Source organism: Mesorhizobium sp. LNJC391B00, assembly GCF_000502535.1.
In the GTDB taxonomy this organism is placed as follows: Bacteria; Pseudomonadota; Alphaproteobacteria; order Rhizobiales; family Rhizobiaceae; genus Mesorhizobium.
In genome coordinates this window covers 548,236-571,915 of the sequence record NZ_AYWI01000006.1, presented here as the reverse complement: position 1 = coordinate 571,915, position 23,680 = coordinate 548,236, and the positions used below count along the sequence as shown (strand labels likewise).

The 23,680-nt window shown below is 63.8% G+C and carries 26 protein-coding genes and 3 tRNA genes; 17 read left to right on the top strand and 12 right to left on the bottom strand.

The annotated features are described in order from the left end of the window. Nucleotides 1-46 precede the first annotated feature (46 nt). Complete coding sequence (locus X750_RS147025; RefSeq protein WP_023705325.1) at nucleotides 47-1,924, top strand: ABC-F family ATP-binding cassette domain-containing protein; 1,878 nt, start codon at nucleotides 47-49, stop codon at nucleotides 1,922-1,924. A 158-nt stretch (nucleotides 1,925-2,082) separates the two neighbouring features. Continuing rightward, on the top strand, nucleotides 2,083-4,191 hold the full coding sequence (locus X750_RS147030) for a molybdopterin oxidoreductase family protein (RefSeq protein WP_023695559.1): 2,109 nt from the start codon (nucleotides 2,083-2,085) through the stop codon (nucleotides 4,189-4,191). 58 nt (nucleotides 4,192-4,249) lie between these two features. Here X750_RS147030 and X750_RS147035 read toward each other — a convergent pair whose 3' ends face one another. Next, complete coding sequence (locus X750_RS147035) at nucleotides 4,250-4,726, bottom strand: Lrp/AsnC family transcriptional regulator (RefSeq protein ID WP_023705324.1); 477 nt, start codon at nucleotides 4,724-4,726, stop codon at nucleotides 4,250-4,252. Between the two features lie 103 nt (nucleotides 4,727-4,829). On the opposite strand from X750_RS147035, the gene X750_RS147040 reads away from it, so the two are divergent. The 6 genes from X750_RS147040 to X750_RS147065 all read left to right on the top strand — a co-directional run bounded on the left by X750_RS147040 (nucleotide 4,830) and on the right by X750_RS147065 (nucleotide 10,660). Further along, a complete protein-coding gene (locus tag X750_RS147040) occupies nucleotides 4,830-6,032 on the top strand; it encodes a diaminopropionate ammonia-lyase (protein WP_023747889.1) in 1,203 nt (400 codons plus the stop codon). A gap of 2 nt (nucleotides 6,033-6,034) precedes the next feature. Beyond that, complete coding sequence (locus X750_RS147045) at nucleotides 6,035-7,261, top strand: Zn-dependent hydrolase (RefSeq protein ID WP_031243040.1); 1,227 nt, start codon at nucleotides 6,035-6,037, stop codon at nucleotides 7,259-7,261. 15 nt (nucleotides 7,262-7,276) lie between these two features. Then, the gene (locus tag X750_RS147050) at nucleotides 7,277-8,440 is read left to right on the top strand and encodes an amidohydrolase (RefSeq protein WP_023747887.1); all 1,164 of its coding nucleotides are present in this window, start codon (nucleotides 7,277-7,279) and stop codon (nucleotides 8,438-8,440) included. Between the two features lie 108 nt (nucleotides 8,441-8,548). After that, entirely contained in the window at nucleotides 8,549-9,352 is an 804-nt protein-coding gene (speB, locus tag X750_RS147055) for an agmatinase (RefSeq protein ID WP_023747886.1), read from the top strand. A gap of 63 nt (nucleotides 9,353-9,415) precedes the next feature. Then, the gene (gene dapB, locus X750_RS147060) at nucleotides 9,416-10,189 is read left to right on the top strand and encodes a 4-hydroxy-tetrahydrodipicolinate reductase (RefSeq protein ID WP_023747885.1); all 774 of its coding nucleotides are present in this window, start codon (nucleotides 9,416-9,418) and stop codon (nucleotides 10,187-10,189) included. Between the two features lie 237 nt (nucleotides 10,190-10,426). Then, nucleotides 10,427-10,660 carry a DUF680 domain-containing protein gene (locus X750_RS147065; protein WP_023689062.1) on the top strand — a complete coding sequence of 78 codons (234 nt, stop codon included), beginning with the start codon at nucleotides 10,427-10,429 and terminating at the stop codon, nucleotides 10,658-10,660. A gap of 193 nt (nucleotides 10,661-10,853) precedes the next feature. On the opposite strand, the gene X750_RS147070 is transcribed toward X750_RS147065, so the two are convergent. The 3 genes from X750_RS147070 to purM are packed head-to-tail and all read right to left on the bottom strand — an operon-like array spanning nucleotide 10,854 to nucleotide 13,168. After that, complete coding sequence (locus X750_RS147070; protein ID WP_023705321.1) at nucleotides 10,854-11,378, bottom strand: histidine phosphatase family protein; 525 nt, start codon at nucleotides 11,376-11,378, stop codon at nucleotides 10,854-10,856. A 6-nt stretch (nucleotides 11,379-11,384) separates the two neighbouring features. Then, entirely contained in the window at nucleotides 11,385-12,092 is a 708-nt protein-coding gene (purN, locus tag X750_RS147075) for a phosphoribosylglycinamide formyltransferase (RefSeq protein WP_023747884.1), read from the bottom strand. Further along, nucleotides 12,089-13,168 (bottom strand): phosphoribosylformylglycinamidine cyclo-ligase, encoded by a 1,080-nt coding sequence (gene purM / locus X750_RS147080; RefSeq protein ID WP_023689059.1) that lies wholly within the window; start codon nucleotides 13,166-13,168, stop codon nucleotides 12,089-12,091. The genes purN and purM overlap by 4 nt, the downstream gene beginning before the upstream one ends. Nucleotides 13,169-13,356: 188 nt before the next feature. On the opposite strand from purM, the gene X750_RS147085 reads away from it, so the two are divergent. From X750_RS147085 to X750_RS147105, 5 genes are all read left to right on the top strand, one after another. Beyond that, entirely contained in the window at nucleotides 13,357-13,914 is a 558-nt protein-coding gene (locus X750_RS147085; protein ID WP_023705319.1) for a CDP-alcohol phosphatidyltransferase family protein, read from the top strand. Continuing rightward, the gene (locus tag X750_RS147090; protein WP_023705318.1) at nucleotides 13,886-15,079 is read left to right on the top strand and encodes an AI-2E family transporter; all 1,194 of its coding nucleotides are present in this window, start codon (nucleotides 13,886-13,888) and stop codon (nucleotides 15,077-15,079) included. The genes X750_RS147085 and X750_RS147090 overlap by 29 nt, the downstream gene beginning before the upstream one ends. A gap of 2 nt (nucleotides 15,080-15,081) precedes the next feature. Next, nucleotides 15,082-15,786 (top strand): DnaA regulatory inactivator HdaA, encoded by a 705-nt coding sequence (gene hdaA, locus X750_RS147095; RefSeq protein ID WP_023747883.1) that lies wholly within the window; start codon nucleotides 15,082-15,084, stop codon nucleotides 15,784-15,786. Between the two features lie 320 nt (nucleotides 15,787-16,106). Continuing rightward, the gene (locus tag X750_RS147100; protein WP_023705316.1) at nucleotides 16,107-16,364 is read left to right on the top strand and encodes a type II toxin-antitoxin system prevent-host-death family antitoxin; all 258 of its coding nucleotides are present in this window, start codon (nucleotides 16,107-16,109) and stop codon (nucleotides 16,362-16,364) included. Continuing rightward, on the top strand, nucleotides 16,361-16,744 hold the full coding sequence (locus X750_RS147105; protein ID WP_023705315.1) for a type II toxin-antitoxin system VapC family toxin: 384 nt from the start codon (nucleotides 16,361-16,363) through the stop codon (nucleotides 16,742-16,744). Before X750_RS147100 ends, X750_RS147105 begins: the two co-directional genes overlap by 4 nt. An 8-nt stretch (nucleotides 16,745-16,752) precedes the next feature. Here the strand turns inward: X750_RS147105 and X750_RS147110 are convergent, their stop codons facing one another. From X750_RS147110 to X750_RS147125, 4 genes are all read right to left on the bottom strand, one after another. Next, entirely contained in the window at nucleotides 16,753-17,013 is a 261-nt protein-coding gene (locus X750_RS147110; RefSeq protein ID WP_023705314.1) for a hypothetical protein, read from the bottom strand. Nucleotides 17,014-17,396: 383 nt separating this feature from the next. Next, nucleotides 17,397-17,708, bottom strand: a complete 312-nt coding sequence (locus tag X750_RS147115; RefSeq protein WP_023705313.1) for a hypothetical protein — start codon at nucleotides 17,706-17,708, stop codon at nucleotides 17,397-17,399. 177 nt (nucleotides 17,709-17,885) lie between these two features. Continuing rightward, nucleotides 17,886-17,962 (bottom strand) — tRNA-Pro (locus X750_RS147120). 51 nt (nucleotides 17,963-18,013) lie between these two features. Beyond that, nucleotides 18,014-19,198, bottom strand: coding sequence for an NAD(P)/FAD-dependent oxidoreductase (locus X750_RS147125; RefSeq protein WP_023705312.1), 1,185 nt, complete (start codon nucleotides 19,196-19,198; stop codon nucleotides 18,014-18,016). 173 nt (nucleotides 19,199-19,371) lie between these two features. Between X750_RS147125 and X750_RS147130 the strand changes: the two genes are divergently transcribed. Beyond that, nucleotides 19,372-19,677 (top strand): ETC complex I subunit, encoded by a 306-nt coding sequence (locus X750_RS147130; protein ID WP_023670294.1) that lies wholly within the window; start codon nucleotides 19,372-19,374, stop codon nucleotides 19,675-19,677. A gap of 60 nt (nucleotides 19,678-19,737) precedes the next feature. Further along, nucleotides 19,738-19,814: transfer RNA gene (locus tag X750_RS147135), tRNA-Arg, on the top strand. A 20-nt stretch (nucleotides 19,815-19,834) separates the two neighbouring features. Here X750_RS147135 and X750_RS147140 read toward each other — a convergent pair. Next, nucleotides 19,835-19,908: transfer RNA gene (locus X750_RS147140), tRNA-Cys, on the bottom strand. Nucleotides 19,909-20,038: 130 nt separating this feature from the next. Here X750_RS147140 and X750_RS147145 point away from each other — a divergent pair. Together X750_RS147145 and X750_RS147150 are read left to right on the top strand one after the other, a co-directional pair. Continuing rightward, nucleotides 20,039-20,374: a hypothetical protein gene (locus X750_RS147145; protein ID WP_023670297.1), complete on the top strand. Its 336-nt coding sequence runs from the start codon at nucleotides 20,039-20,041 to the stop codon at nucleotides 20,372-20,374. Nucleotides 20,375-20,406: 32 nt separating this feature from the next. Then, nucleotides 20,407-21,264, top strand: a complete 858-nt coding sequence (locus X750_RS147150; RefSeq protein WP_245271864.1) for an alpha/beta hydrolase — start codon at nucleotides 20,407-20,409, stop codon at nucleotides 21,262-21,264. Nucleotides 21,265-21,309: 45 nt separating this feature from the next. Here X750_RS147150 and X750_RS147155 read toward each other — a convergent pair whose 3' ends face one another. From X750_RS147155 to X750_RS147165, 3 genes are all read right to left on the bottom strand, one after another. Further along, the gene (locus tag X750_RS147155) at nucleotides 21,310-21,942 is read right to left on the bottom strand and encodes a LysE family translocator (RefSeq protein WP_023715104.1); all 633 of its coding nucleotides are present in this window, start codon (nucleotides 21,940-21,942) and stop codon (nucleotides 21,310-21,312) included. A gap of 88 nt (nucleotides 21,943-22,030) precedes the next feature. Then, entirely contained in the window at nucleotides 22,031-22,837 is an 807-nt protein-coding gene (locus X750_RS147160) for an ABC transporter permease (RefSeq protein WP_023747881.1), read from the bottom strand. Further along, nucleotides 22,837-23,670 (bottom strand): ABC transporter permease, encoded by an 834-nt coding sequence (locus tag X750_RS147165; RefSeq protein WP_023670301.1) that lies wholly within the window; start codon nucleotides 23,668-23,670, stop codon nucleotides 22,837-22,839. Before X750_RS147165 ends, X750_RS147160 begins: the two co-directional genes overlap by 1 nt. Nucleotides 23,671-23,680 lie beyond the last annotated feature (10 nt).

The window sequence follows — 23,680 nt, the reverse complement described above, 5'->3', positions numbered from 1 at the left end:
GCCCAGGCCCTTGCGAAGCGCCGCCCTCCCGTGCAAAAGCCCCGGCATGCTTATCATCAACGATCTTTCGCTCCGCATGGCCGGACGCTTGCTTCTCGATCATGCCTCGCTGACCTTGCCGGCCGGCACCAAGGCCGGCCTCGTCGGCCGCAACGGCACCGGCAAGACGACGCTGTTCAAGGCCATCACCGGCGACTTTCCCTCCGAGACCGGCTCGATAAGCCTGCCCAAGAACACCCGCATCGGCCAGGTGGCGCAGGAAGCGCCCGGCACCGAGGAGCCGCTGATCGAAATCGTGCTCAAGGCCGACCTCGAGCGCACCGCATTGCTCGAGGAGGAAAAGACCGCCACCGACGCGCACCGCATTGCCGACATCCATATGCGGCTGGCGGATATCGATGCGCATTCGGCGGAATCCCGCGCGGCCACCATCCTCGCCGGCCTTGGCTTCGACGACGCCGCGCAGCGCCGCCCGGCCTCGTCCTTCTCCGGCGGCTGGCGCATGCGCGTCGCGCTTGCCGCCGTGCTGTTTGCCGAGCCCGACCTTCTGCTGCTTGACGAGCCGACCAACTATCTCGATCTCGAAGGCACGCTGTGGCTGGAAAACTATGTTTCGAAATACCCGCACACGGTGCTTCTGATTTCGCACGATCGCGACCTGCTCAACCGCGCCGTCAATTCCATCGTTCATCTCGACCAGAAGAAGCTGACCTTCTGGCGCGGCGGCTACGACCAGTTCGAGCGCCAGTACACCGAGCAGAAGGAGTTGCAGGAGAAGGGCCGTGTCAAGCAGGAAGCCGCGCGCAAACACATGGAGTCCTTCGTCGAACGCTTCCGCGCCAAGGCTTCGAAGGCGAGACAGGCGCAGTCGCGCATCAAGGCGCTGGAGAAGATGAAGCCGATCGCGGCGATCGTGAACGACACGGTGAGGCCGTTCTCTTTCCCGGAGCCGGTGAAAACGGTGGCGTCGCCGATCATTGCCTTGAACAACGTCAATGTCGGCTACACCGAGGGCCAGCCGATCCTGAAGAAGATGACGCTGCGCATCGATGCCGACGACCGCATCGCGCTGCTCGGCGCCAACGGCAACGGCAAGTCGACCTTCGCCAAGCTTCTGTCGGGCCGGTTGAAGCAGGAGAGCGGCACCATGACGGTCGCGCCGGGCCTGAAAGTGGCTATCTTCGCGCAGCATCAGCTCGACGATCTCAGGCCTGATGAAAACGCCTATGAGCATGTCCGCCGGCTGATGCCGGAGGCGCCGGAATCCAAGGTACGTGGCCGCGTCGCCCAGTTCGGTCTCACCACCGAGAAGATGAACACCGCCGCCAAGGACCTGTCCGGCGGCGAGAAGGCGCGCCTGCTGATGGGCCTGTCGGCCTTCGAAGGCCCGAACCTGTTCATCCTCGACGAGCCGACCAACCATCTCGACATCGACAGTCGCGAATCGCTGATCCATGCATTGAACGAGTTTCCCGGCGCCGTCATCCTGATCTCGCATGACCGCCATCTGCTGGAAGCGACCGCCGACCGGCTGTGGCTGGTCAAGGACGGGGCGGTCAACCCGTATGACGGCGACCTTGAGGACTACAAGACGCTGGTCACCGGCGTGTCCGGCGACCGACGCGGCAAGCGCGAGGCCGAGAAGGCATCAAAGGCCGATCGCCGCCGCGATGCAGCCGCGCGCCGCGCCGCCTTTGAGCCGCTGGCCAAGGAAATACGCGCCACCGAAGCGCTGATGGACCGCATCCGCAAGCGCATCGACCTGATCGAGGACGAGCTCGCCAACCCGGCCGTCTACGAAAAGGATCCCTCGACCGCGACCCGGCTGGCCAAGGAGCGCTCGCAACTGGCACAGCAGCTTGCCGGTCACGAGGAAAAGTGGCTGACCATGTCGGCCGAGTATGAGGAAGGCACGGCGGAGTGATTTACCCTCCCCCTTGTGGGGAGGGTCGATCCGCAAAGCCGAGCGGGGCGGGGGTCTGCGCCGCACCCCACCCCGGCGCTGCGCGCCGACCCTCCCCATCAAGGGGAGGGTAAGATCTGGCCCTACACGCCGCCTGCGAAACCCGCTAAAAACGCCGCATGAACCAGCACGCCAAGCTCAGAATCGGCCACTCCGCCTGTCCGCATGATTGCCCTTCGACCTGCGCGCTCGAGGTCGAGCTGCTCGATGGCAACCGCATCGGCCGTGTCCATGGCGCCAAGTCCAATACGTATACGGCTGGCGTCGTCTGCGCCAAGGTCGCGCGCTATGCCGATCGTGTCCATCATCCGGACCGACTGCTGAAGCCGCTGATGCGCGCCGGCGCCAAGGGCGACGGCGTCTGGAAGGAATCCAGCTGGGAAGCGGCACTCGACGTCGTCGCCGAGAACTTCATCGCGGCCGAGGAAAAATACGGCTCCGAGACCGTCTGGCCTTATTTCTATGCCGGCACGATGGGGCTGGTGCAGCGCGACGGCATCGACCGGCTGCGCCATGCGAAAAAATACTCCGGCTTCTTCGGCTCGATCTGCACCAATCTGGCCTGGACCGGCTGGATGATGGGAGCGGGCGCCTTGCGCGGTCCCGATCCGCGCGAGATGGCGAAGTCCGACTGCGTGGTGATCTGGGGCACCAATGCCGTGGTCACGCAGGTCAATGTCATGACCCACGCCATCAAGGCGCGGAAGGAGCGTGGCGCCAGGATCGTCGTCATCGATGTCTACGAGAACGCGACGATGAAGCAGGCCGATATAGGCCTTGTGCTGAAGCCCGGCACCGATGGCGCGCTGGCCTGCGCGGTCATGCATGTGCTGTTCAGGGAAGGCATGGCCGACCGCGCCTATCTCGAAAGATACACCGACGATCCGAAGGGGCTGGAAGCGCATCTGGAGACGCGCACGCCGGAATGGGCTTCCGCCATCACCGGTCTTGCCGTCACCGAGATCGAGGCTTTCGCCCGCCTCGTCGGCACGACGAGGAAAACCTATTTCCGCCTCGGCTATGGCTTTGGGCGTCAGCGCAATGGTTCGGTCAACATGCACGCGGCGTCCTGCATCGCCGCCGTCACCGGCGCCTGGCAATATGAGGGTGGCGGTGCCTTCCATTCCAATTCCGGCATCTTCAAGCTCAACCAGGATGTGCTGGAAGGCACCGCGATGCGCGATCCCAATATTCGCCATCTCGACCAGTCGCGCATCGGTCCGGTGCTGACCGGCGCAGCGGACGCGCTTTACGGTGGCCCGCCGGTGACGGCGATGCTGATCCAGAACACCAACCCGGTGAATGTCGCACCCGAGCAGCGGCTGGTGAAACATGGTTTTCTGCGTGATGACCTGTTCACCTGCGTGCACGAACAGTTCATGACCGACACGGCAAAGCTTGCCGATGTCGTTTTGCCGGCAACGATGTTTCTCGAGCATGACGACGTCTACAAGGGCGGTGGCAACCAGCACATCACGCTCGGTCCCAAGCTGATCGAACCGCCGGAAGGGCCGCGCACCAACCATTTCGTCATCGAGCAATTGGCGCAGCGTCTCGGCGTCGCCGACCGGCCGGGCTTTGGCCTGACCGAGCAGCAGCATATCGACATCATCCTCGGCAAGCGCGGGCTGGGCTCCTTCGCCAGCCTCAAGGAAGACAAATGGGTCGACCTGCAGCCGGATTTCGAGGCGGCGCATTTTATCGATGGTTTCGGCCATGCCGACAAGAAATTTCACTTCCGCGCCAACTGGAGCGGGCAGGCGGCGCCCAACCGGCCGCCGAAAAGCATGGGCCTGTTCGGGCCGGTGGCGGAACTCCCCGAATTCCCCGACCATGTCGACCTGATCGAGGTCGCGGATGCGGAGCATCCGTTCCGGCTGACGACATCACCGGCGCGCAACTTCCTCAATTCGACCTTCTCGGAAACGCCGGTGTCGAAGGCCAAGGAAGGCCGGCCGGAATTGTTGTTGCATCCGGACGACGCTGCCGCGCTTGGCTTGGGCGACGGCGACCGTATCGAGGTCGGCAACCGGCGCGGCGAGGTGGTGCTGCACGCAAAGCTGTTCGAAGGCCTCAAGCGCGGCGTGGTGATCGCCGAGGGCATCTGGCCAAACAGCGCCCATGAGCGTGGCGAAGGCATCAATGTGCTCACCGGCGCCGACGCACCAGCGCCCTATGGCGGTGCGGCCTTCCACGACAACAAGGTCTGGCTGCGGCCGGCTGGCTGAAGCAATTCCAGGAAAAGTGTGAGCGGTTTTCCGTCCGGAATTGCGTAAAAGTGACTGGCTATCCCGGCAGAGGCACCGTCAGCCCCACCCTGACACGGTCCATGGCAACGAAGGTGCGGAATTTTCGGACATTCTTGCTGTCGAAGAACAGTCTGCGCGTCAGGGCCTCATAGGCCCCCATGTCGGCCGCGGTGATGACTAGGATGAAGTCGGCCTCGCCGGTGACGTAGTAGCATTGCTGCACTTCGGGCTCTGCCGAGAATTGCCGCTTGGCCGCGTCGATCAGGTCCGAGCGTTCGCTCTCCAGTTCCACTTCGACGAAGATGGTGATGGGATGGCCGACCGCCGCCGGGTCGACCACGGCGACATTGCCCGCAATGACGCCGGACTGTTCCATGCGCTTGATGCGCCGCTGCACCGCCGGCGCCGACAGGTTGACGGCTTCGCCGATCAGCCGCTGCGGCGTCGTGTTGTCCCGCTGCAGGATGGCAAGGATGGCGAGGTCGAAACTGTCGAGCGAAGGCGATCGAGGCAAAGCGCTATCCTGGCGAAACAAACTTGCATTTCGAAGCGCCAATAACAGCGCTATTTGCGCCTCGGCTGCAATATGATTTCGTCACACCCAAAGGAGGCCACCCGTGTTCCTGCTCAACAGCAATGCCTTGCACCGTCGGCCGCTCGATCCGGTCGAGGCCGAAACGCTGGGGAATGCCGGCGCCGATACGGTCGAGCGCTTTCTGGCCCATCGCGACAATCACCTGGCAACTCCGTTGCATGCATTGCCGACGCTGGCCGGCGAACTCGGCCTCGGCGCCGTCCACATCAAGGATGAAGGCTTTCGCCTCGGTCTCGGCAGTTTCAAGGCGCTCGGCGGCGCCTATGCCGTTTTTCGACTGGTGCTGGAGGAGGCGAGCCGATCGCTTCATCGGCCCGTTGACGTGGCCGATCTCAACCGGTTCGACGTCCGGGCGGTCGCTGCCGGCATGACGGTTGCCTGCGCCACCGACGGCAATCATGGCCGCTCGGTCGCGCAAGGTGCACAGTTGGTTGGCGCGAAAGCGGCAATCTTCGTTCACGCCGGCGTCAGCGAGGCGCGCATTGCAGCAATAGCCCGCTATGGCGCCGAGATGATCCGCGTCGACGGCAATTATGACGACTCGGTCAGGCAGGCCGCCGAGGTTTCAGCGGAGCAAGGCTGGACCGTGGTGTCCGACACCTCCTGGCCGGGCTACGAGCGCATCCCCGGTCTGGTCATGCAGGGCTATACGGCGATCGTGCGCGAAGCGTTGGGCCAGTTGCCGCAGCCGCCGACCCATGTCTTCGTGCAGGCCGGTGTCGGCGGTATTGCCGCCGCCCTGGCCGGCCATCTCGCCATCGTGCTCGGTGACGCCAGGCCGACCTTCATCGTCGTCGAGCCGGCCCGCGCCGCCTGCGTTGTCGCAGCCGCCCGGGCGGGCCACGTGGTCAAGGTCGCACACGATCAGCCGACGGTGATGGCGATGCTCGAATGCTACGAGGCCTCGCAAGTTGCCTGGCGCGTTCTGGCGCGGGTTGCCGATGCCTTCATGACAGTGGATGAGGAGGAGGCGGTCGCGGTGATGCGGCGGCTGGCACGGCCGGCTGGCAATGATCCAGTGATCGTCGCCGGCGAAAGCGGCGGTGTCGGTCTCGCCGGGCTGATCCGCGCCGTGACCGACCACAAGGCCGCGCTCGGGCTCGACGACAAATCCCGCGTGCTGCTGATCAACACCGAAGGCGCCACAGACCCGCATCGCTATACCGAGCTGGTCGGGCAGAGCCCCGCCGATGTGCTGGCCGGCAAGCTGAAGGCCGAGGCATAGCCATGATCGGGATCGATGCACAGCGTCTGCTTGGCCGCATCCGGGAACTCGGCGCCGTTGGCCGCGACAGTGAGGATAGGCTGATCCGGCTCGCCGCCTCCGACACAGACAAACAGGGCCGTGACCTCTTTGTCGGCTGGCTCAGGCAGGCCAAGCTGGAAGTCGCCATCGACCGGGTCGGTAATATCTTCGGCATCTGGCAAAGCCCCGACAATGCCGGGCAGGCGCCACTGCTCATCGGTTCGCATATCGACACCGTCATCGATGCCGGCATCTATGATGGCTGCTACGGCGTGCTGGCCGGGGTGGAGATGATCGAGACGCTGCAGGCTTCGGGCTTCTCGCCGTCGCGCCCGGTCGCGGTCGCCGCCTTCACCAATGAGGAAGGCGTGCGCTATACCCCTGACATGATGGGCTCGCTATGCCATGCCGGTGGCGTCAGCGCCGAGGCCGTGCTGGCCGCCATCGGCACGGATGGCAGCGTGCTCGGCCAGGAACTTGCCCGCATCGGCTATGCCGGCGACCGCGAACCCGGCTTCCTCAAGCCGCACGCCTATCTCGAACTTCATATCGAGCAGGGGCCGGTGTTGGAGCGTGAAGGCGTGCCGATCGGCGCGGTCGAGAATCAGCAAGGCATTTCCTGGCAGCGCATCGCCATCGACGGCGCCGCCAACCATGCCGGCACCACGCCGATGTCGATGCGCAGCGATGCCGGCCATGCCGCCGCCCGCATCATCACTTTCCTGCACGACCGGGCGAAAGCTTCAAATGAACTAACCGTGGTCACCGTAGGCACGATGCGCTTCGAACCCAATGCCATCAACGTCATTCCCTCGCGCGCCGTCTTCACCGTCGACCTGCGCGATCCCGACGAACAGCGCCTGCAGGCGCATGAGGCGGCCCTTGCTGCCTATCTCGAAGACCTTGCCGCAGCCGAGAGCCTGTCGATTTCGGCAGAGCAACTGGCCCGTTTCGAACCGGTGCTGTTCGACATCGGCATCGTCGAACGGATCGAGGCGGCCGCGAAAAACCGCGGTCTTGGCGTCAGGCGCATGACATCGGGCGCCGGCCATGATGCACAGATGATGGCCCGCATCGCACCGGCGGCGATGATCTTCGTGCCGAGCGCCGGCGGCATCAGCCACAATCCGCGCGAACACACTGAAGATGCCGAGCTTGTCGCCGGCGCCAACATCCTGCTTGATGTCGCCAGTGAGCTTGCAAGATAGGTCGGGGGAGAAGAAATGGCTGAGCTCGATCGTGATGTGCTGAAGCAGGAAATGACCGGCTGGCGGCGCGATTTGCACGCGCACCCCGAGTTCGGCTTCGAGGAAAAGCGCACCGCTGCCTTCGTCGCCGCGAAGCTGCGCGAATTCGGCCTGGACGATGTCACCGAGGGCGTCGGCGGCACTGGCGTCGTCGGCACATTGAAGCGCGGCAGCGGCAACCGGGCGATTGCGCTCAGGGCCGATATGGATGCGCTGCGCATCACCGAGCAGTCGGCGGCGGCCCATCGCTCGCAGAACACCGGCTTCATGCATGCCTGCGGCCATGACGGCCACACCACCATGCTGCTTGGCGCGGCAAAGCTGCTGGCCGCCGAGGGCGGGTTTGATGGCACAGTGCGCTTCGTCTTCCAGCCGGCCGAGGAGTGGGGCAAGGGTGCGCTGGCGATGCTCGACGATCGCCTGATGCAGCGCTTTCCGTTTGACGAGATCTTTGGCCTGCACAACATGCCTGGCCTGCCCATCGGGCATTTCGAGACCCGTGCCGGCCCGATCATGTCGGCTGAGGACAATTTCGAGATCGTGCTCAAGGGGATAGGCGGCCATGCGGCGCGGCCGCATTCTGGCAATGAGACGCTGGTCGCCGCCTGCGCGCTGGTTACTAACCTGCAGACCATCGTCTCGCGCCGCCTGAGCCCAGCCGACATATCGGTGGTTTCGGTGACCGAGCTGATCACCGACGGCACCCGCAACGCCTTGCCCGGTCTTGCCCGCATCCTCGGTGACGCCCGTAGTTTCCGTCCCGAAGTCAGCGCCGAGATCGAGCGGCAGATGCGGGTCATCGCTCAGGGTACTGCCGCCGCCTACAATGTCTCCGCCGAGGTCACCTACAGCAGGGAATTCGTGCCGCTGCAGAACGATGCCGAACTGGTCGACGAGGCCTTTGCCGCCACACAGGGCGTGCTTGCCGTCGGCGTCGCGGCTGAGCCGATGACCGGCTCGGAGGATTTCGCCCGCTTCCTCGATCACGTGCCGGGCTGCTTTGTCTTCCTCGGCAATGGCGAGGCGTCAGTGCCGCTGCACAATTCCAGCTACGACTTCAACGATGACGGGCTGTTGCACGGGACGAATTTCCATGTCGCGATCGTCAGGCAGAGACTGGGCGGCGCGGCTGGGAAATAACGGCTGCCTGATCGCGAGGCCGCGTTCGCTGCTGGCCCAAACGGCTGCGCTATCGCCCGCCAGCTCCCGGGTTTAGTGAGATTGCCTGTTGCCGGAGATCGCACGCCGATGGCCAGGGTTTCGCTTCTGGGAATACCGCACGACGAGAACTCTTCCTATCTCAAGGGTGCTGCAGCAGCGCCGGCTCTGATCCGGCGCGAGCTCAAAAGCGATGCCCATAGTTCGTGGAGTGAGACAGGCTTCGATGTGGCGGACAGCTTCGTCGACCATGGCGACATCGATTTTTCAGGCGCCGGCGACCCGTGGGAACGGATCGAGGCCGAGGTCGGCCGTGCGCTGGATGCCGGCCATCCGCTGATCAGCCTCGGCGGCGACCATGCCATCGCCTGGCCGGTGCTGCGCGCCGTGCGCCGCCGCCACCCCAGCCTGACGATCGTCCAGATCGACGCCCATCCCGACATCTACGATGCCTATCAGGGCAACAAGCGCTCGCACACCTCGTCCTTCGCACGCATCCAGGAGGAAGGGCTGGCCGACCGGCTGGTCCAGATCGGCTTGCGCACGCTCAACGACGAGCTTCGTGACCAGCTCACACGCTTCGGCGTCGAGGTAATCGAGGCGCGCCATTTCAGCGAGGATTTGCAGCTTGACCTCAAGACGCCGGTCTATCTCTCGGTCGATCTCGACGGGCTCGATCCGGCTTGTGCACCCGGCGTATCGCACCGCGAACCCGGTGGCCTTACAACCCGGCAAGTGATCGGCCTGATCCAGGGGATCGATCAGCCGATCGTCGGCGCCGATGTCGTCGAGTACAATGTGACCCAGGACGTCTCCAATCTGACGGCGCTGGTCGCCGCCAAGCTGGTCAAGGAGATCGCCGGCATGATGCTGAAGTCGCATGGCGCCGGCTGAATCAATCTGGCAAGGCGGCATGGTAGACGATTGTTCGGGCTCGCATTTCCAACGAAAGCCGCCATGCCGCATCCATTGAAAATAGCCATAGCCGGTGCGCTCGGGCGCATGGGCCACGAGATGGCGCTGGCCGTCGAGGCCGATCCCAGACTGGCGCTTGTCGCCCGCTTTCACAGGCCGGGCAGCATCGGTGAGGGGCTGGTCGAGCGCGACGAAGCACTGGCGCTTGCGGATGTCGTCATCGATTTCACCACGCCTGCGGCCTCCGTCGATCTTGCACAAGCTTGCGCGGCCCGCGGCGGCCCGGCGCTGGTCATCGGCTCGACCGGCTTCGAGCCGGCCGATCTCGCCGCCATCGCTACTGCTTCGAACTCCGTCGCCATCGTTCGCTCCGGCAGCTACTCGCTCGGGCTCAGCATGCTGACCGGGCTGGTCGAGCAGGCGGCGCGAGCACTTGGTCCCGACACCGACATCGAAATCCTGGAAGCGCATCACCGCATGAAGGTCGACGCACCGTCGGGCACGGCGCTGATACTGGGCGAGGCGGCCGCTCGCGGACATGGCGTCAGGCTGGACGATGTGGCGAAACGCATCCGCGACGGCGTTACAGGTCCACGCCCTGCCGGCGAGATCGGCTTTGCCGTGCTGCGCGGCGGCAGCATCGTCGGCGAGCACAGCGTGAGCTTGCTGGCCGAGGGCGAGACGCTCACGCTTTCCCATTCGGCCGCCGACCGCTCGATGTTCGCGCGCGGCGCCATTGCGGCAGCACGCTGGGTCGCCGTCCGGCCGCCCCGCGAATACGACATGCGCGACGTACTGGGCTTCACGACCTTTTGAGATGCAAGCGTAACGCAACGAGGGGCGTTGCGAGGTCGGAGCCGTATAGAGAATAGAATATAGCAACAACTACGCCATTTCGCGCCTTCCTAGACCGAACCGAACGGTTCGGTTCGCACATTTTTGTGATTGGCAATGGCAGCAACGCACACCCATTTCGGGGTGGTCCGAGCGACGCGAATTCCTCCCAAGGCACGCCACTTGACGGACAGAACTGAAAAATCTGGATTACCTGAAATGACCAAGATCGCACTTACCGCTGCTGCCATCCTCCTTGCCACCGGCACCGCTTTCGCAGGCAGCGACCACTACGGCTCCGACAGCGTCAACCAGCCTGCTGTAACAGCGCCCGCCGGCAACATCGATCACAATTATACCGCCTCGATCCGCAAGCCGGCCAGCCTCGGCGATTTCACGATCAAGGGCGACTCGAACCAGCCGGAATCTGGCCAGGGCATCTGGGGTCGTTGATTTTCTGAGAAATCTACGACCACAAAGAGCGGTGGGCCCGGCCCACCGCTCTTGTTTTTATGCAATCGACTCGGGGCCGCAAAGATCTTGAATCAATCCGCCAGCAATTGGTCCTATCTCCTTGTTTGACCGTGGTCTTTTCAAAACACGGTTTGCGGCTGTCACCTGCGGCTAGCCCGTTAGGCAGCTTGGTCTAGCTTAGATCCTTCGGCTTGATGCAATGCGTCAACCGGGCCGCGCCGAAGCCGAGATCCGCCCAGTCGCCGTCGATGACAAAGCGGGCAAGGGCGCCGGTCGGGAATTTCTCTTCAAGTTTCCTGAGAGCAGCCACACCCGATCGCGGACCGGCGAGCCGGCGGGCAAAGTCCTCCAGGCCGGGATTATGGCCGAGCACCAGGAGACAGCTAGCCGATGCGACTGCCTGCTGCAGCTCGGCCAGAATGTCGCCAGCCGTGGCTTCGAAAAGCGCCTCGGCGAACTCCACCGTTACGCTCGCCGACAGTTCCGCCGAGACCAGCCGCCATGTCTCGCGCGTACGCAGCGCCGGCGACACCAGCGCCAGGTCAGGCAGCCAACTGCGCCGGGCCAGTTCGCGCCCCATCAGCGGCGCCGTCTTCAGCCCGCGCGGCCCGAGCGGCCGGTCGAAATCAGCAAGCGCCGGGTCGTCCCAGCTCGACTTGGCGTGGCGCAGCAGGAGCAATTGTCTCGGTGTCGCCATGTCGGCCTACGGCGTGATCCGCGCCAGATGTTCGAGATCGCGTTCTTCGCGCAGCGGGTCGGGCGCCATCACCACGGAAGTTCCGTTTTCGGCATCGTCGGCGAAATGCGCCAGCACGGTGCGGCCGCCTTCCATGTGCGCCTTGCCGTCGGCGACCAGCCCGAGTGCCAGCGCATAAAGCCGGTGCTCGGCCTTCAGCACTCTGGCGGCCAGCGTGTCTTCGTTGTCGCCGACCATCACCGGCACCGCTGCCTGCGCGATGATCGGGCCGTCATCCATCTCTGATGTGACGAAATGCACCGTGCAGCCATGAATGCGAATGCCGGCGCGCAGGGCGCGCGCATGCGTATCGAGCCCTTTGAAGGCCGGCAGCAGGGCAGGGTGGATGTTGAGCATGCGCCCTTGCCACTTCTCGACCAGGCCGCGGGAGAGAATGCGCAGATAGCCGGCCAGCGCCACGATCTCGGCATTGAACGCAATCAGCGCGGCGTCGATCGCCGCATCATGGGCTTCCTTGCTGGCATGGTCGGCGCGCACGATGACCTTGGTCGGGATACCGCGCGCGGCCGCGATGCCGAGGCCGGCGGCGTTGGCCCGGTCGGAAATGACGCCAACGATCTCGGCGGGATAGGCCGGGTCGCTCGCCGCCGCCATTAGCGCCGTCATGTTCGAGCCGCGTCCCGAGATCAAAACAACCGTGCGTTTCCTGCTCATAGGCCGATCGAGCCCCGATAGATAACGCCGGCGTCGCGGCGCGGCACGATGCGGCCGATCGGCGTCACCGTCTCGCCGGCCTCCTGCAGCACGGCTGCGACCTGTGCGGCCTGGCCGGAGGCGACGACGAGGATCATGCCGATACCGCAGTTGAAGGTGCGCATCATCTCCTCCGGCGCCACGCCGCCAGTCTTCGCCAGCCAGGAAAACACCTGCGGCACATCGATGGCATTGAGATCGAGCTCTGCGGAAAAGTCCTTTGGCAGGACGCGCGGGATGTTTTCGGGGAAACCGCCGCCGGTGATGTGGGCCAGCGCCTTGATGCCGTGCGTGCCACGGATCGCTTTGAGGACCGACTTCACATAGATGCGGGTCGGCTCGAGCAGCGCCTCTGCCAGCGTCGCCTCATCGTTGAACGGCGCCGGATCGCCCCAGGCAAGACCGCTGACGCCAACGATGCGGCGCACCAGCGAAAAGCCATTCGAATGCAGGCCCGAGGAAGCCAGGCCAAGCAGCACGTCGCCTTCGACGATATCGTCGGTCGGCAGCAACTGGCCGCGTTCGGCAGCACCGACGGCGAAACCGGCCAGGTCGTAATCCTTGTCGTGATACATGCCGGGCATTTCGGCCGTCTCGCCGCCGATCAGCGCGCAGCCGGCCTGTCGGCAGCCGATTGCTATGCCGCCGACGATTGCCGCCCCCTGGTCGGGGTCGAGCTTGCCGGTGGCGAAATAGTCGAGGAAGAACAGTGGCTCGGCGCCCTGCACGACGATGTCGTTGACGCACATGGCGACGAGGTCGATGCCGATCGTGTCGTGCTTGCCGGCATCGATGGCGATCTTCAGCTTGGTGCCGACGCCGTCATTGGCGGCAACCAGCACCGGATCCGTGAAACCCGCCGCCTTGAGGTCGAACAGGCCGCCAAAACCGCCGATCTCGCCATCGGCGCCCGGCCGGCGCGTCGCGCGCACCAGCGGCTTGATCTTCTCGACCATGAGGTTGCCGGCATCGATGTCGACGCCCGCCTCGGCATAGGTGAGCCCGTTCTTGCGCTTGGCCCGGTCGCCCTTGCTCATCGTCGGCGCATCCCTGTTTCCCTCGGCGGCTCTTCGCATGAATGGTTTCGGGGGGCAAGGATGACGACAGGATACCGGGCTTTTGCCCAAGATAAATACGTGGACAGTCGCCCCTTCACCGCTGGGTCCTTGCAGCCACAATCCATCTCCACCATCGATCTGCAGAACAAGCATGGCGGGACATGCCTTTGACCATTCCCAACCTCATCACCATCCTGCGCTTCGTGCTGGTTCCGGCCGTCGTACTGGCGATGCTGAATATGCGCTGGGACTGGGCCTTTGCCGGCTTTCTCGTCGCCGGCATTTCCGACGGCGTTGACGGCTTCATCGCCCGCCGTTTCAACCAGCATTCGAAACTCGGCGCCTATCTCGATCCAATGGCCGACAAGGTGCTTCTGGTCTCGGTGTTCGTGGTCATGGGCTTCATCGGGCAATTGCCGCTGTGGCTGGTGGTGACCATGGTGTCACGCGATGCGCTGATCATCTGCGCCGTGCTTTTGTCCACGGTCATGGCGCATCCGGTCGAGATGAAGCCGCTCTATGTGTCGAAAGGCCAACACCGCCGCCCAGATCGTGCTGGCGCCGTGGTGCTGGGCGAACTTGCCCTTGGCCTCCACCTCGACCCGCTCAGGCCTACGCTCATATTGCTGTCCGGGGTCTTGACCGTGGCTTCGGCCGCGGCCTATCTCGTGGCTTGGCTGAGGCATATGAGCGGCTATGGCGAAGGCTCCACCCCGGGTAGTTGACAAGAATGCCGCGACTGCAGCGCTGGCAGAGGCGGCTGCGTCCCTGGCGTTTCGCCGCCAGATTTTCTTCTGGCTGGGCACGGCAATCTTCCTGGCGCTGTTCCTCTACATTTTTTCCAGCATCCTGTTGCCGTTCGTTGCCGGCATGGTGCTGGCCTATTTCCTCGACCCGGTCGCCGACCGGCTGCAACGCCTCGGCCTCTCCCGGCTGATGGCGACGGTGGTCATCCTGATCGCCTTCATCGTCCTTTTGGTGCTGGCCTTCGTCATCCTGGTTCCGGTTCTGGCCACGCAGATGGCCGATTTCGCCAGCAAGCTTCCGGAATATCTGACCCGGCTGCAGTCGCTGATCACCAGCTTCGATCCGAAATGGCTGGAGCAGAAATTCGGCGTCAATGCCAATGGCCTGCGCGACGGGCTGAATTCGCTGCTCACGTCCGGTTTCGGCCTGCTGAGCACCGTCTTCACCTCGATCTGGAGTTCCGGCGTTGCTCTGGTGTCGGTGGTCAGCCTGTTCGTGGTCACACCGGTCGTCGCTTTCTACATGCTGCTCGACTGGGATCGCATGGTGGCGGTCGTCGACAGCTGGGTGCCGCGCGATTATGTCGGGACGGTCAGGGCGATCTCCAGGGACATCAACACCGCGACGGCCGGCTTCGTGCGCGGCCAGGGCACGCTGTGCCTGGTGCTCGGCGGCATGTATGCCACTGGCCTGACGCTGACCGGGCTGAATTTCGCCATCCTGATCGGGCTCTTCGCCGGGCTGATCTCCTTCATTCCCTATGTCGGCTCGCTGACCGGGCTGGTGCTGGCCGTCGGCGTCGCCTTCGTCCAGTTCTGGCCGGACTGGACCATGATCGTTGCTGTCGCGGTGGTCTTCTTCATCGGTCAGTTCATCGAAGGCAACATCCTGCAGCCCCGGCTGGTCGGAAAAAGCGTCGGCCTGCACCCGGTCTGGCTGATGTTTGCGCTGTTCGCTTTCGGCGCCTTGTTCGGCTTCGTCGGCCTGCTGATTGCCGTTCCTGCTTCGGCGGCGGTTGCCGTGCTGGTGCGCTTTGCCATTGCCCGCTATCTCGAATCGCCGCTCTACAAGGGACACTCCACCGAGCCCGTCCCGCCGCTGCCCGCCGCTCGCGGCGGCGGCCACCGGTCGCCGCGCGGCTGAACGTGACGGATCATAAGACCGAACCGCCGCGCCAACTGCCGCTCGACCTTGGCCACGGCACCGGCTACTCGCGCGACGAACTGGTGGTGTCGGCCACCAACCGCGAGGCGGCAGCCCTTGTCGATCGCTGGCCGGACTGGCCGTCGCCGGTGATCGTGCTCGCTGGCCCGGCCGGTTCCGGCAAGACACATCTGGGCTCGATCTGGCAGGCGCGGGCCAACGCTGCGGCGGTCGATGCCCAGCGCATCGGCAATGCCATCACCGGGCTTGGCGGCAGGCCCGCGCTGATCGACGATGTCGACAAGACAGCCATCGACGAGGCGGGCCTGTTCCATCTCATCAATGAAGTGCGCGGCGCCGGGGCCACCTTGCTGTTGACGGCGCGGCGCTTCCCCGCCGCCTGGAGGGTGAGGTTGCCCGATCTTGCCTCGCGGCTGAAGGCGGCGGCAACCGTCGAGATCCATGAGCCGGACGATTTGCTTCTGGCCGGTGTCATCACCAAACTCTTCGCCGACCGCCAGGTCGAGGTCGAGCCGCATGTCGTGCAATATCTGGTGCGCCGCATCGAGCGCTCGCTGGCCACCGCCATGCGCGTGGTCGAGCGCCTCGACCGCACCGCGCTCGAGCGCAAGACGCCGATCACCAGGGCGCTCGCCGCCGAAACCGTCAGCGCAATGGACGAAGGGCAGGGCGAGTTCGACGTGTAGGCAGTGGAAGGAGAAGACTCCGCTCCTGTCCCATTTCGAGAAGAAACCTCTGGCATCCATCTTGCAACACTGCGTTTGCCGGCTGACCCCGGTCCTGATCGCGTTCCTGATCGGGTTGTAGGCTCGCCGGGAGTGATGATTGGGGTTCTCGCCCGGCGAGCTTACCTTCAGATAGAATCGCCGCAAGGCCTACGATTGCGCGCCAGCTGTCATTCAGACTTCACCAAGCCGCAAGATCTCATCGTCCTGCATTGAAATGGACCATTAGATGGTCTACTTTTTGAATATGGACCAGAGCATGGTCCATAAAGGAGTGGTCAATGCAGGTATCCGTTACAGACGCCAAGGGGCAGCTCACCGAACTGGTGCGTCGTGCCGAGGCTGGGGATGAAATTATCCTGACCCGCCATGGTCATGCAGCCGTGCGCCTTGTTCCCGTGAAGGCTGCCCCTGACAGGAAAGGCCGCCGGGCATTGCTGGAGGCAATGCGAGCATCCGGCGCTGCCAAGGCGAAGGCCGGGCCGGATGCAGCGCGCAGTCAGGATTTCCTCTATGGCGCTGATGGCCTGCCCGAATGATCGTGGTCGATACCTCGGCCCTGATGGCGATCGTTCTTGCCGAACCTCAATCCAGTGCCTGCATTGCGGCGCTGGAAGCCGAAGACGATATTCTGATCTCGGCTGGCACAGTGGCCGAGGCGCTGATCGTGGCGGATAGGCGCAATGTCGGTGAGGAAATGGCCGGCCTGATCGACGGGCTCGGCTTCGAGGTCCCGGCGGTGACACCAGCCTCTGGCCGGCGCATAGCCGAGGCGTATGGGCGATGGGGCAAGGGTATTCATCCGGCCGGGCTCAATTTCGGCGATTGCTTTGCCTATGAAGTGGCAAAGGATCGAGCCTGCCGCTTGCTCTATGTTGGCGACGATTTTTCGAAGACCGATATCGAGAGCGCTCTATAGAGCTACGTTTATGCCCACAACGCCGCAAAATACCGGACCAGCAGATAGACCACCGTATGCGCTGCCACGTAGCACGCGGCGACGACGAGAAAGAACAGCACGCTGGCGGGCCACGAGCGGGGAGGGCCTTGCCTCTTGCTCGGCCGGTTGTTCCAGATCCACAGGGCTGCACAGATAATGGCCCAGACGACGACGAACGGAACCGTGATGCCGATGTAAGCGAAGTAGGCAGGGCCAATCAGCGAAAGCCATGCCTCGAGACCAAGCATCCAGAATCTCCCCTTTGCCCGGAGTTTAATGCATGTCGCTCAAAAGTGGTCCCGGTTTGAGAGAACGACATGCATCAAAACAAAAATCAAAGCGCGTCGCCTGAATCCGTTTCAGCGCGACGCGCTTTTAGACCGGCGATAGAGGTGGAAGCGGGAGGATTATCCCTGCGTCGGATTTTCAGCCAAACCCGCAGAAGGGATGCTGTCGATGATACCGGCGCCTAATGCATGTCGCAAAAAAAGTGGCCCCGGTTTTTGAGAGAACGAAATGCATCAAACAAGCACCTTAAGCGCGTCGCGTGAGTCCGTTCAAAGCGACGCGCTTTAGGTCAGATTGGTGCTCCGGCCGCCAACCCGGCCGGAGCAGGTCCAAAGCGATCGGATCAGCCGCAGACCCTGACCTCTTCGACGACCCTGTGGTGATGGCGCCAGTGCCTGACCAGTTCGATATGGCAGCGGTGATGGCGATGGTGGCGCCGCCATTGGCCATCCTGGTTGTCGCTGTAGTCGTCGCCATAGTCGTCGCTATAGTCTTTGTGGCGCTGGTGATGGCGAAGAATCTGTATATCGCCACCGTCGGACGAATATTGATCGTCGTCATCGGACTGGATAGTCAGACTGGCGGCTTGCGCCGGTGCGATCAAAGCCGCCGTTCCGGCGAACGCGATCATCGAGGCGATGAGAAGGGTTTTCATTGTTGGCTCCTTGGTTGAACATACACAACTCTCGGAGCGAACCGGTGTTCCAATGTAGGGTCCGATCGGCGAGCGGCTGCTGCTTGGGCAATGCGTGCCGCCATGCGCTACCGGCGAGGCAGCCATTGGCGATCTTGGGGGGTGACCTTGGGCAAGGACGGGCTTTGTGGGAAAAAATGGTCGGAGTGGAGAGATTCGAACTCCCGACCCTCTGGTCCCAAACCAGATGCGCTACCAGGCTGCGCTACACTCCGAGGCCCTGCGGCGTATAAGGTTCCGAACCCTGTCGCGCAACCCCTAAAACATCAAACGGGGCTTGGCGGTCTGCGCTCCCGCGCAATCCTGGCTGCGATCGCCTTGGCCTGGATGCGGGCATTGGCGAAGCAGCCACGGACGCTTGGCCGCATGCCGGTGAACCACAGGCCCGGCAGTTTCGGGTCGCTGTCGGCGCCGTTGAACAGCGGCACGCCCTTTTCGTCGAGCACGCCGAGCTTGCCCAGCATGGCCTCGAGCCCGGTGCGGTAGCCGGTCGCGGCGATGACGATATCGGGCTGGATCGTCGCACCATCCTCGAAAACGACCGTGTCGCCGGTAAATTCCCGCACGGTTGGCAGCACGATGATCCTGCCGTCCTTGATGGCATCGACGGCGCCGTCATCGGTGGCGATGGCGGTATAATCCGACGCCAGCCGGCTTGCGCCGCCCGAAGGCGTCGGCGGCAGGCCGTAGGCCGTGAGGTCGCCGAAGGCCCATCGCTGCGTCGCCGCCATCACCGCATCGGCGAGCTTGAACGGCAGCCGCGCCAGGATCGGCGAAAACCGGTGGACGGCGATCTGGCCGAGGCGCTTGGGCAGCAGTGCCGGACCGTTGCGCGCCGACAGCCAGATCTGTCCCGTGCCGGCTGCCGCCAGGTGATTGAGCACGTCGAAGCCGGAATTGCCGGCGCCGACGACCAGCACTTTCTTGCCCGCATAGGCCTTGGCGTCGCCGAATGCGGCCGAATGGATGATGCGTCCGGCAAAGGCCTTCATGCCTTTCCAGGCCGGAATGAAGGACTGCCGGTCGCGCCCGGTGGCGATGACGACATGGCGCGCCTGCCGCGGCCCGGCACTGGTCCGCACAAGCCAGTGGTCGCCCTCGAAGCCAATCTCCTCGACCGCGATGCCGAACTCGACCGGCAGCCGGTGCATGGCGTGGAATTCGTTCAAATGGCCGATGATGGTGTTTCGGTGCGGAAAGGCAGGGGTGCCGGCAGGAAAGGAAACGCCCGGCAGCGCCGAAAGGTCGCGATGCGTGTTGAGATGCAGTCGCTCGTGCCGCCCGTGCCATGGCTCGGCCAGCCGGGCTTCCTTTTCCAACACCATCACAGGCACGCCGGTCTTGAGCAGCGCATGGGCTGCGGTCAAGCCGGCTGCCCCGGCGCCGATCACGATCGCGCCGTCGAAAATCGCTTGGCTGTCGGCCTCGGCGTGCAAAATCCCTGCGTCCATGCCTCTTTGTGTCGCCATCATGACCATGACTTTTGATGCTACGCCAGTGTATCCAGTCGATGCCGCTGCCGAAGCGGCCTGGTTGCAGGCCGCTTCGGCCTTGCCGTCGGCAGTGTTGCACAGTATTGACTGAAATAAGGCGGCGCTACCGCCAACGCAGCTACGAGGTGCCCATGTCCGCGCGTATTTTCAGCCCAGCCAAAACCGCGATGCAGTCCGGCAAGGCCAAAACCGGCCATTGGGTGCTGGAATTCGATCCCGCCCAGCGCAAGAAGATCGACCCGCTGATGGGCTACACCACATCGGGCGACATGCTGAGCCAGATCAGGCTGACCTTCGACACCAGGGAAGAAGCGGTGGCCTATGCCGAAAAGCAGGGGCTGGCCTTCCGTGTCGAGGAGCCGAAAGAGACCAAGCGCCGGCAGATTTCCTATGCGGAAAATTTCCGCTATGACCGCAGGATACCCTGGACGCATTGACCGGCGGTCAGCGCCTGGCACATAGACATCAGCCGGCCAAGATATCAAATGCCGGCCAGCGGTCCCGTAGCTCAGCTGGATAGAGCACCGGCCTTCTAAGCCGATGGTCACAGGTTCGAATCCTGTCGGGATCGCCAACAACTTCAAAGAGATAGTGTGGAGGCCTGAGTGGGAATTGAACCCACTACGTCGGTTTTGCAGACCGATGCGTCACCGTCCCGCCCTCAGACCATGGCTCCTTGTGCATTGACCGCGACAGCTAGTCAACTTGGCCGGCCTCTGCTCGCAGGTTCGGACCGCGATCCGGCTGCCACCAGTCGAGATGTTCGGAACGCGGCTCGCGTTCAGGCGTTTGTCGCAGATGGCACCGAAAACCCCGACCATTGCGCGCATCTGGCGCGGCAGGACCTCGCCCGACAGGGCCGACGCCTATGAGCGCTACAATTACGAGGCTGGTATCAAGCCGCTGATCGAGAAAGCGCTTGGCGTGCAGACTTTTCGCGAGGACACGCCGACGCATTCGGAATTCATCACCATCTCCTATTGGGAGAGCGTCGAAGCAATGGCCGCCTTTACCGGCGGCGATCCGCAAAGCATCCACCATCTCGACCGCGACAAGGAGTTCCTGATCGAATTGCCGAAGGGTGTCCAGGTGTTGCGCATCCTTTCCAGCCACGGAATGGTAGGCGGCAGCTGATGTTTGCGGGCTTTGACGCCAGGACCGTTCAAATGAAGAAGACATCGATCTTCGTCAGGGCCGGTGGCTCAGGGCCGCCGCTGCTGCTCCTGCATGGCTTTCCCGAAACGCATGTTATGTGGCGGGACATCGCCGTGGCATTGGCGCCGCACTTCAGCGTGGTTGCCGCCGATCTGAGAGGCTACGGACAAAGCGGCTGTCCGGCTTCCGGAGCCAATCATGCCGCCTATTCCAAACGAGCGATGGCGCGCGACATGGTGCAGGTTATGGACGTTCTCGGTTTCGACCGTTTCATGGTTGCCGGCCACGACCGTGGCGGTCGCGTCGCCTACCGGCTGGCGCTCGACCATCCCGAAACCGTGTCGAAGGTCGCCGTTCTCGACATCGTCCCCACGGCCTCCGCCTGGGATCGGGCCGATGCCAGGTTGGCGCTGGCCTTCTGGCCGTGGAGCCTGCTCGCCCAGCCGGAACCGCTGCCTGAGCGCCTGTTGTCCGCAGCACCCGACGCAGTTGTCGACAATGCGATCGCCGGCTGGGGCTCGGCTCCAGATGCTTTTCCCGCTGAGGTCAGGGCCGCCTATATCGAGGCGCTGCGTGATCCCGCCCATGTCCACGCCATCTGCGAGGAATATCGCGCCGCCGCAGGCATCGACCGCGAGCACGACGCGCAGGACCAGGCTGATGGCTGTCGCATCCGATGCCCGCTGCTTGCGCTCTGGAGCGGCGAGGGCGGGTTGGAGAACTGGTATGCGGAGGAGGGCGGCCCGTTGGCGATCTGGCGGCAATGGGCTGATAACGTCGGAGGCGGCTCGGTCAAGGGTGGGCATTTCTTCCCGGAAGAGCACCCCGAAGACACGGCTGCAAGGCTGTCGAGATTCTTCGCAAGCTGACGGCGGACCGATTGCTAAATCCGGCCCTGTGTAGTCCTGTGTCGACTATCTCAGATGCCCGAGGGACTGCAGGATCAAAGTGCTCGAAAGACCAAGCAGGGCGATACCGTAAAACCGGTCGATCCACACGGCGTTTGGCCCAGCCAGAAGCCTTGCAGCCCGCGCGCCAAGGGCTGCGTAAAACGTCAGCACAAACACATCGGCAAGCGCGGCGATAATGGCCAAGATGCCATACTGGATCGCGATCGGCTCATCCACGCGGACAAAATGCGGCAGGATCGCGGGGAAAAGCAGCCAGGCCGCCGGATTTGTGACCGCCACCAAGAAGCAGCGCCCAATGAGTGCCTTGGCTGAATGGCGTGTTTCGGGAAGGTTAGCGTTGAACGAAGGTCGGGATGCGGTGCGCAGGGTACCAATGGCGACGAAAAGCAGATAGCCCGCGCCGAACATCCTGAGAGCCGAGAGATAGAATTCCGAAGCCAGCAAAAGAGCGCCGAAGCCCAGCGCGACGATGCTGATAAGAACGAAATCAGACAGTACGACGCCGGCCATGCCGAGAAACGCGCGTCGAAAACCGTAGCGGGAGCCGTTGGTGATGGCGAGCACGACGTCCGGTCCCGGAACCGCCATTCCGAGCACCGACACGAAGGCAAATGTCACCAGCGGCAGGTTTCCCATGACGCCGCGTATGTACCCGGCGCTCACCGTCCGTAACGCCCTTCACACAGCGGCTTGGCTATCGCCGATTGTTGTTGGCCACCTTGGCTCAGTGCCCGCCGCGCATCTTCACCACCGCAGTCCTCACCGCCAGCACCAGCACAGTGATGATGATCAGGATCACCGAGAGCGCGGCGATCGCCGGGTCGATGTTGTCGCGCAGGCCCATCCACATCAGCCGCGGCAGCGTGATGGCGTTGACCGAGGTGATGAACAGGGTGACGCCGATCTCTTCCCAGGACAGCACGAAGGACAGCAGCGCGGCGGTGACGATGCCGAACTTGATGTTGGGCATGATGATGCGCGTGGCGCGTTCCCACACGCCGGCGCCAAGGCCGCGCGCGGCAAGGTCGATGCGGCGGTCGAGCTGGCTGAGCGAGACCAGGATCAGCACCGTGGCGAAAGGCACCGTCATCACCGAATGCGCCATGGCGACGCCGAGCCAGGTGTCGTAGCCGAAGAACGAGCTCATGCCCGAGATCGACGTCAGCAGGAAGTAGAGCGTGATCGCCGAGACCACCGGCGGCACCACCATCGGCAACAGCACGAAGCCGACAAGGGTGGCCGTGAAGCGCGGCTGGAACATCCAGACGCCAAGGCTGAAGCACAGCGCCAGCACGGTCGAGATGACGCTGCTGACGATGCCGATGCGGACCGACAGCAGGATGGCGTCGAGCCAGCGCGGATCCTCGATCAGCGCGCGGTAGTGGCGCAGCGACAGTTCGCCCGTCGGCATAGCCAGCATGCGGCTTGGCGTCAGCGACACCGGGATGACCGCCAGCAGCGGCAGCAGCAGGAACAGCGCCACCAGCACGGCGAGGATCAGCGAGACGGGACCGGGGCGATAGGTCGGCATCAGATCAGCTGCTTCGGTCTGACATAGCGGAACAGCAGCGCCATGAGCGCGCCGACGAACAGCACCAGCACGACGCTGATCGCCGCACCCAGTCCCCAGTCGGGGCTTTGGAATATCCTGAGGTAGATCAGCTCGGCGATCATCACGCTGCGGCCGCCGCCGAGGATCGCCGGCGTGACGAAGAAGCCGAGCGAGAAGACGAACACGATCATCGCCGAACCGATGATGCCGGAGCGCGTCATCGGCACGAACACGGTCCAGAAGGTGCGCATGCGGCTGGAGCCGAGCCCGCGCGCCGCGAGCAGCACGCGCTCGTCGAGGCTGCGCATGGCGGAGGCCAGCGGGAACACCGCGAATGGGATCAAAAAATGCGTCATACCGACGATGACGCCGAACTCGTTGCGCACCAGCGCCAGCGGCTCGGAGATGAAGCCGATCGATTGCAGCCAGGTGTTGATCAGGCCGCGGTTGGACAAAAGCGCCACCCAGCCGAAGGCGCGGGTCAGCACCGAGATCCAGAAGGGGACGAGAATGCAGAATTCAGCGATTATGCGCTGTGCCGGGCTGCCGCGCACCCACACCATGGTGATGGCGTATGCCGCCGCCACGGAAACCACGGTGACGATCAGCGCGATGCGCAGCGTGCGGATGAACACAGACTGCACCAGGGCATCGGTGGCGAGCGCGCCATACTGGCCGAGCCCCGGTGTCGGCAAGGTGACGCTCCACTTGACGACGCCGAGGAACGGCCAGGCGTAGGCCAGCACAAGGAACAGCAGCAGCGGCGCCATCAGCACCGCCGCGCCCATCCTGTCGGAGAGGGTGCCTCTCATCGAAGCTCGT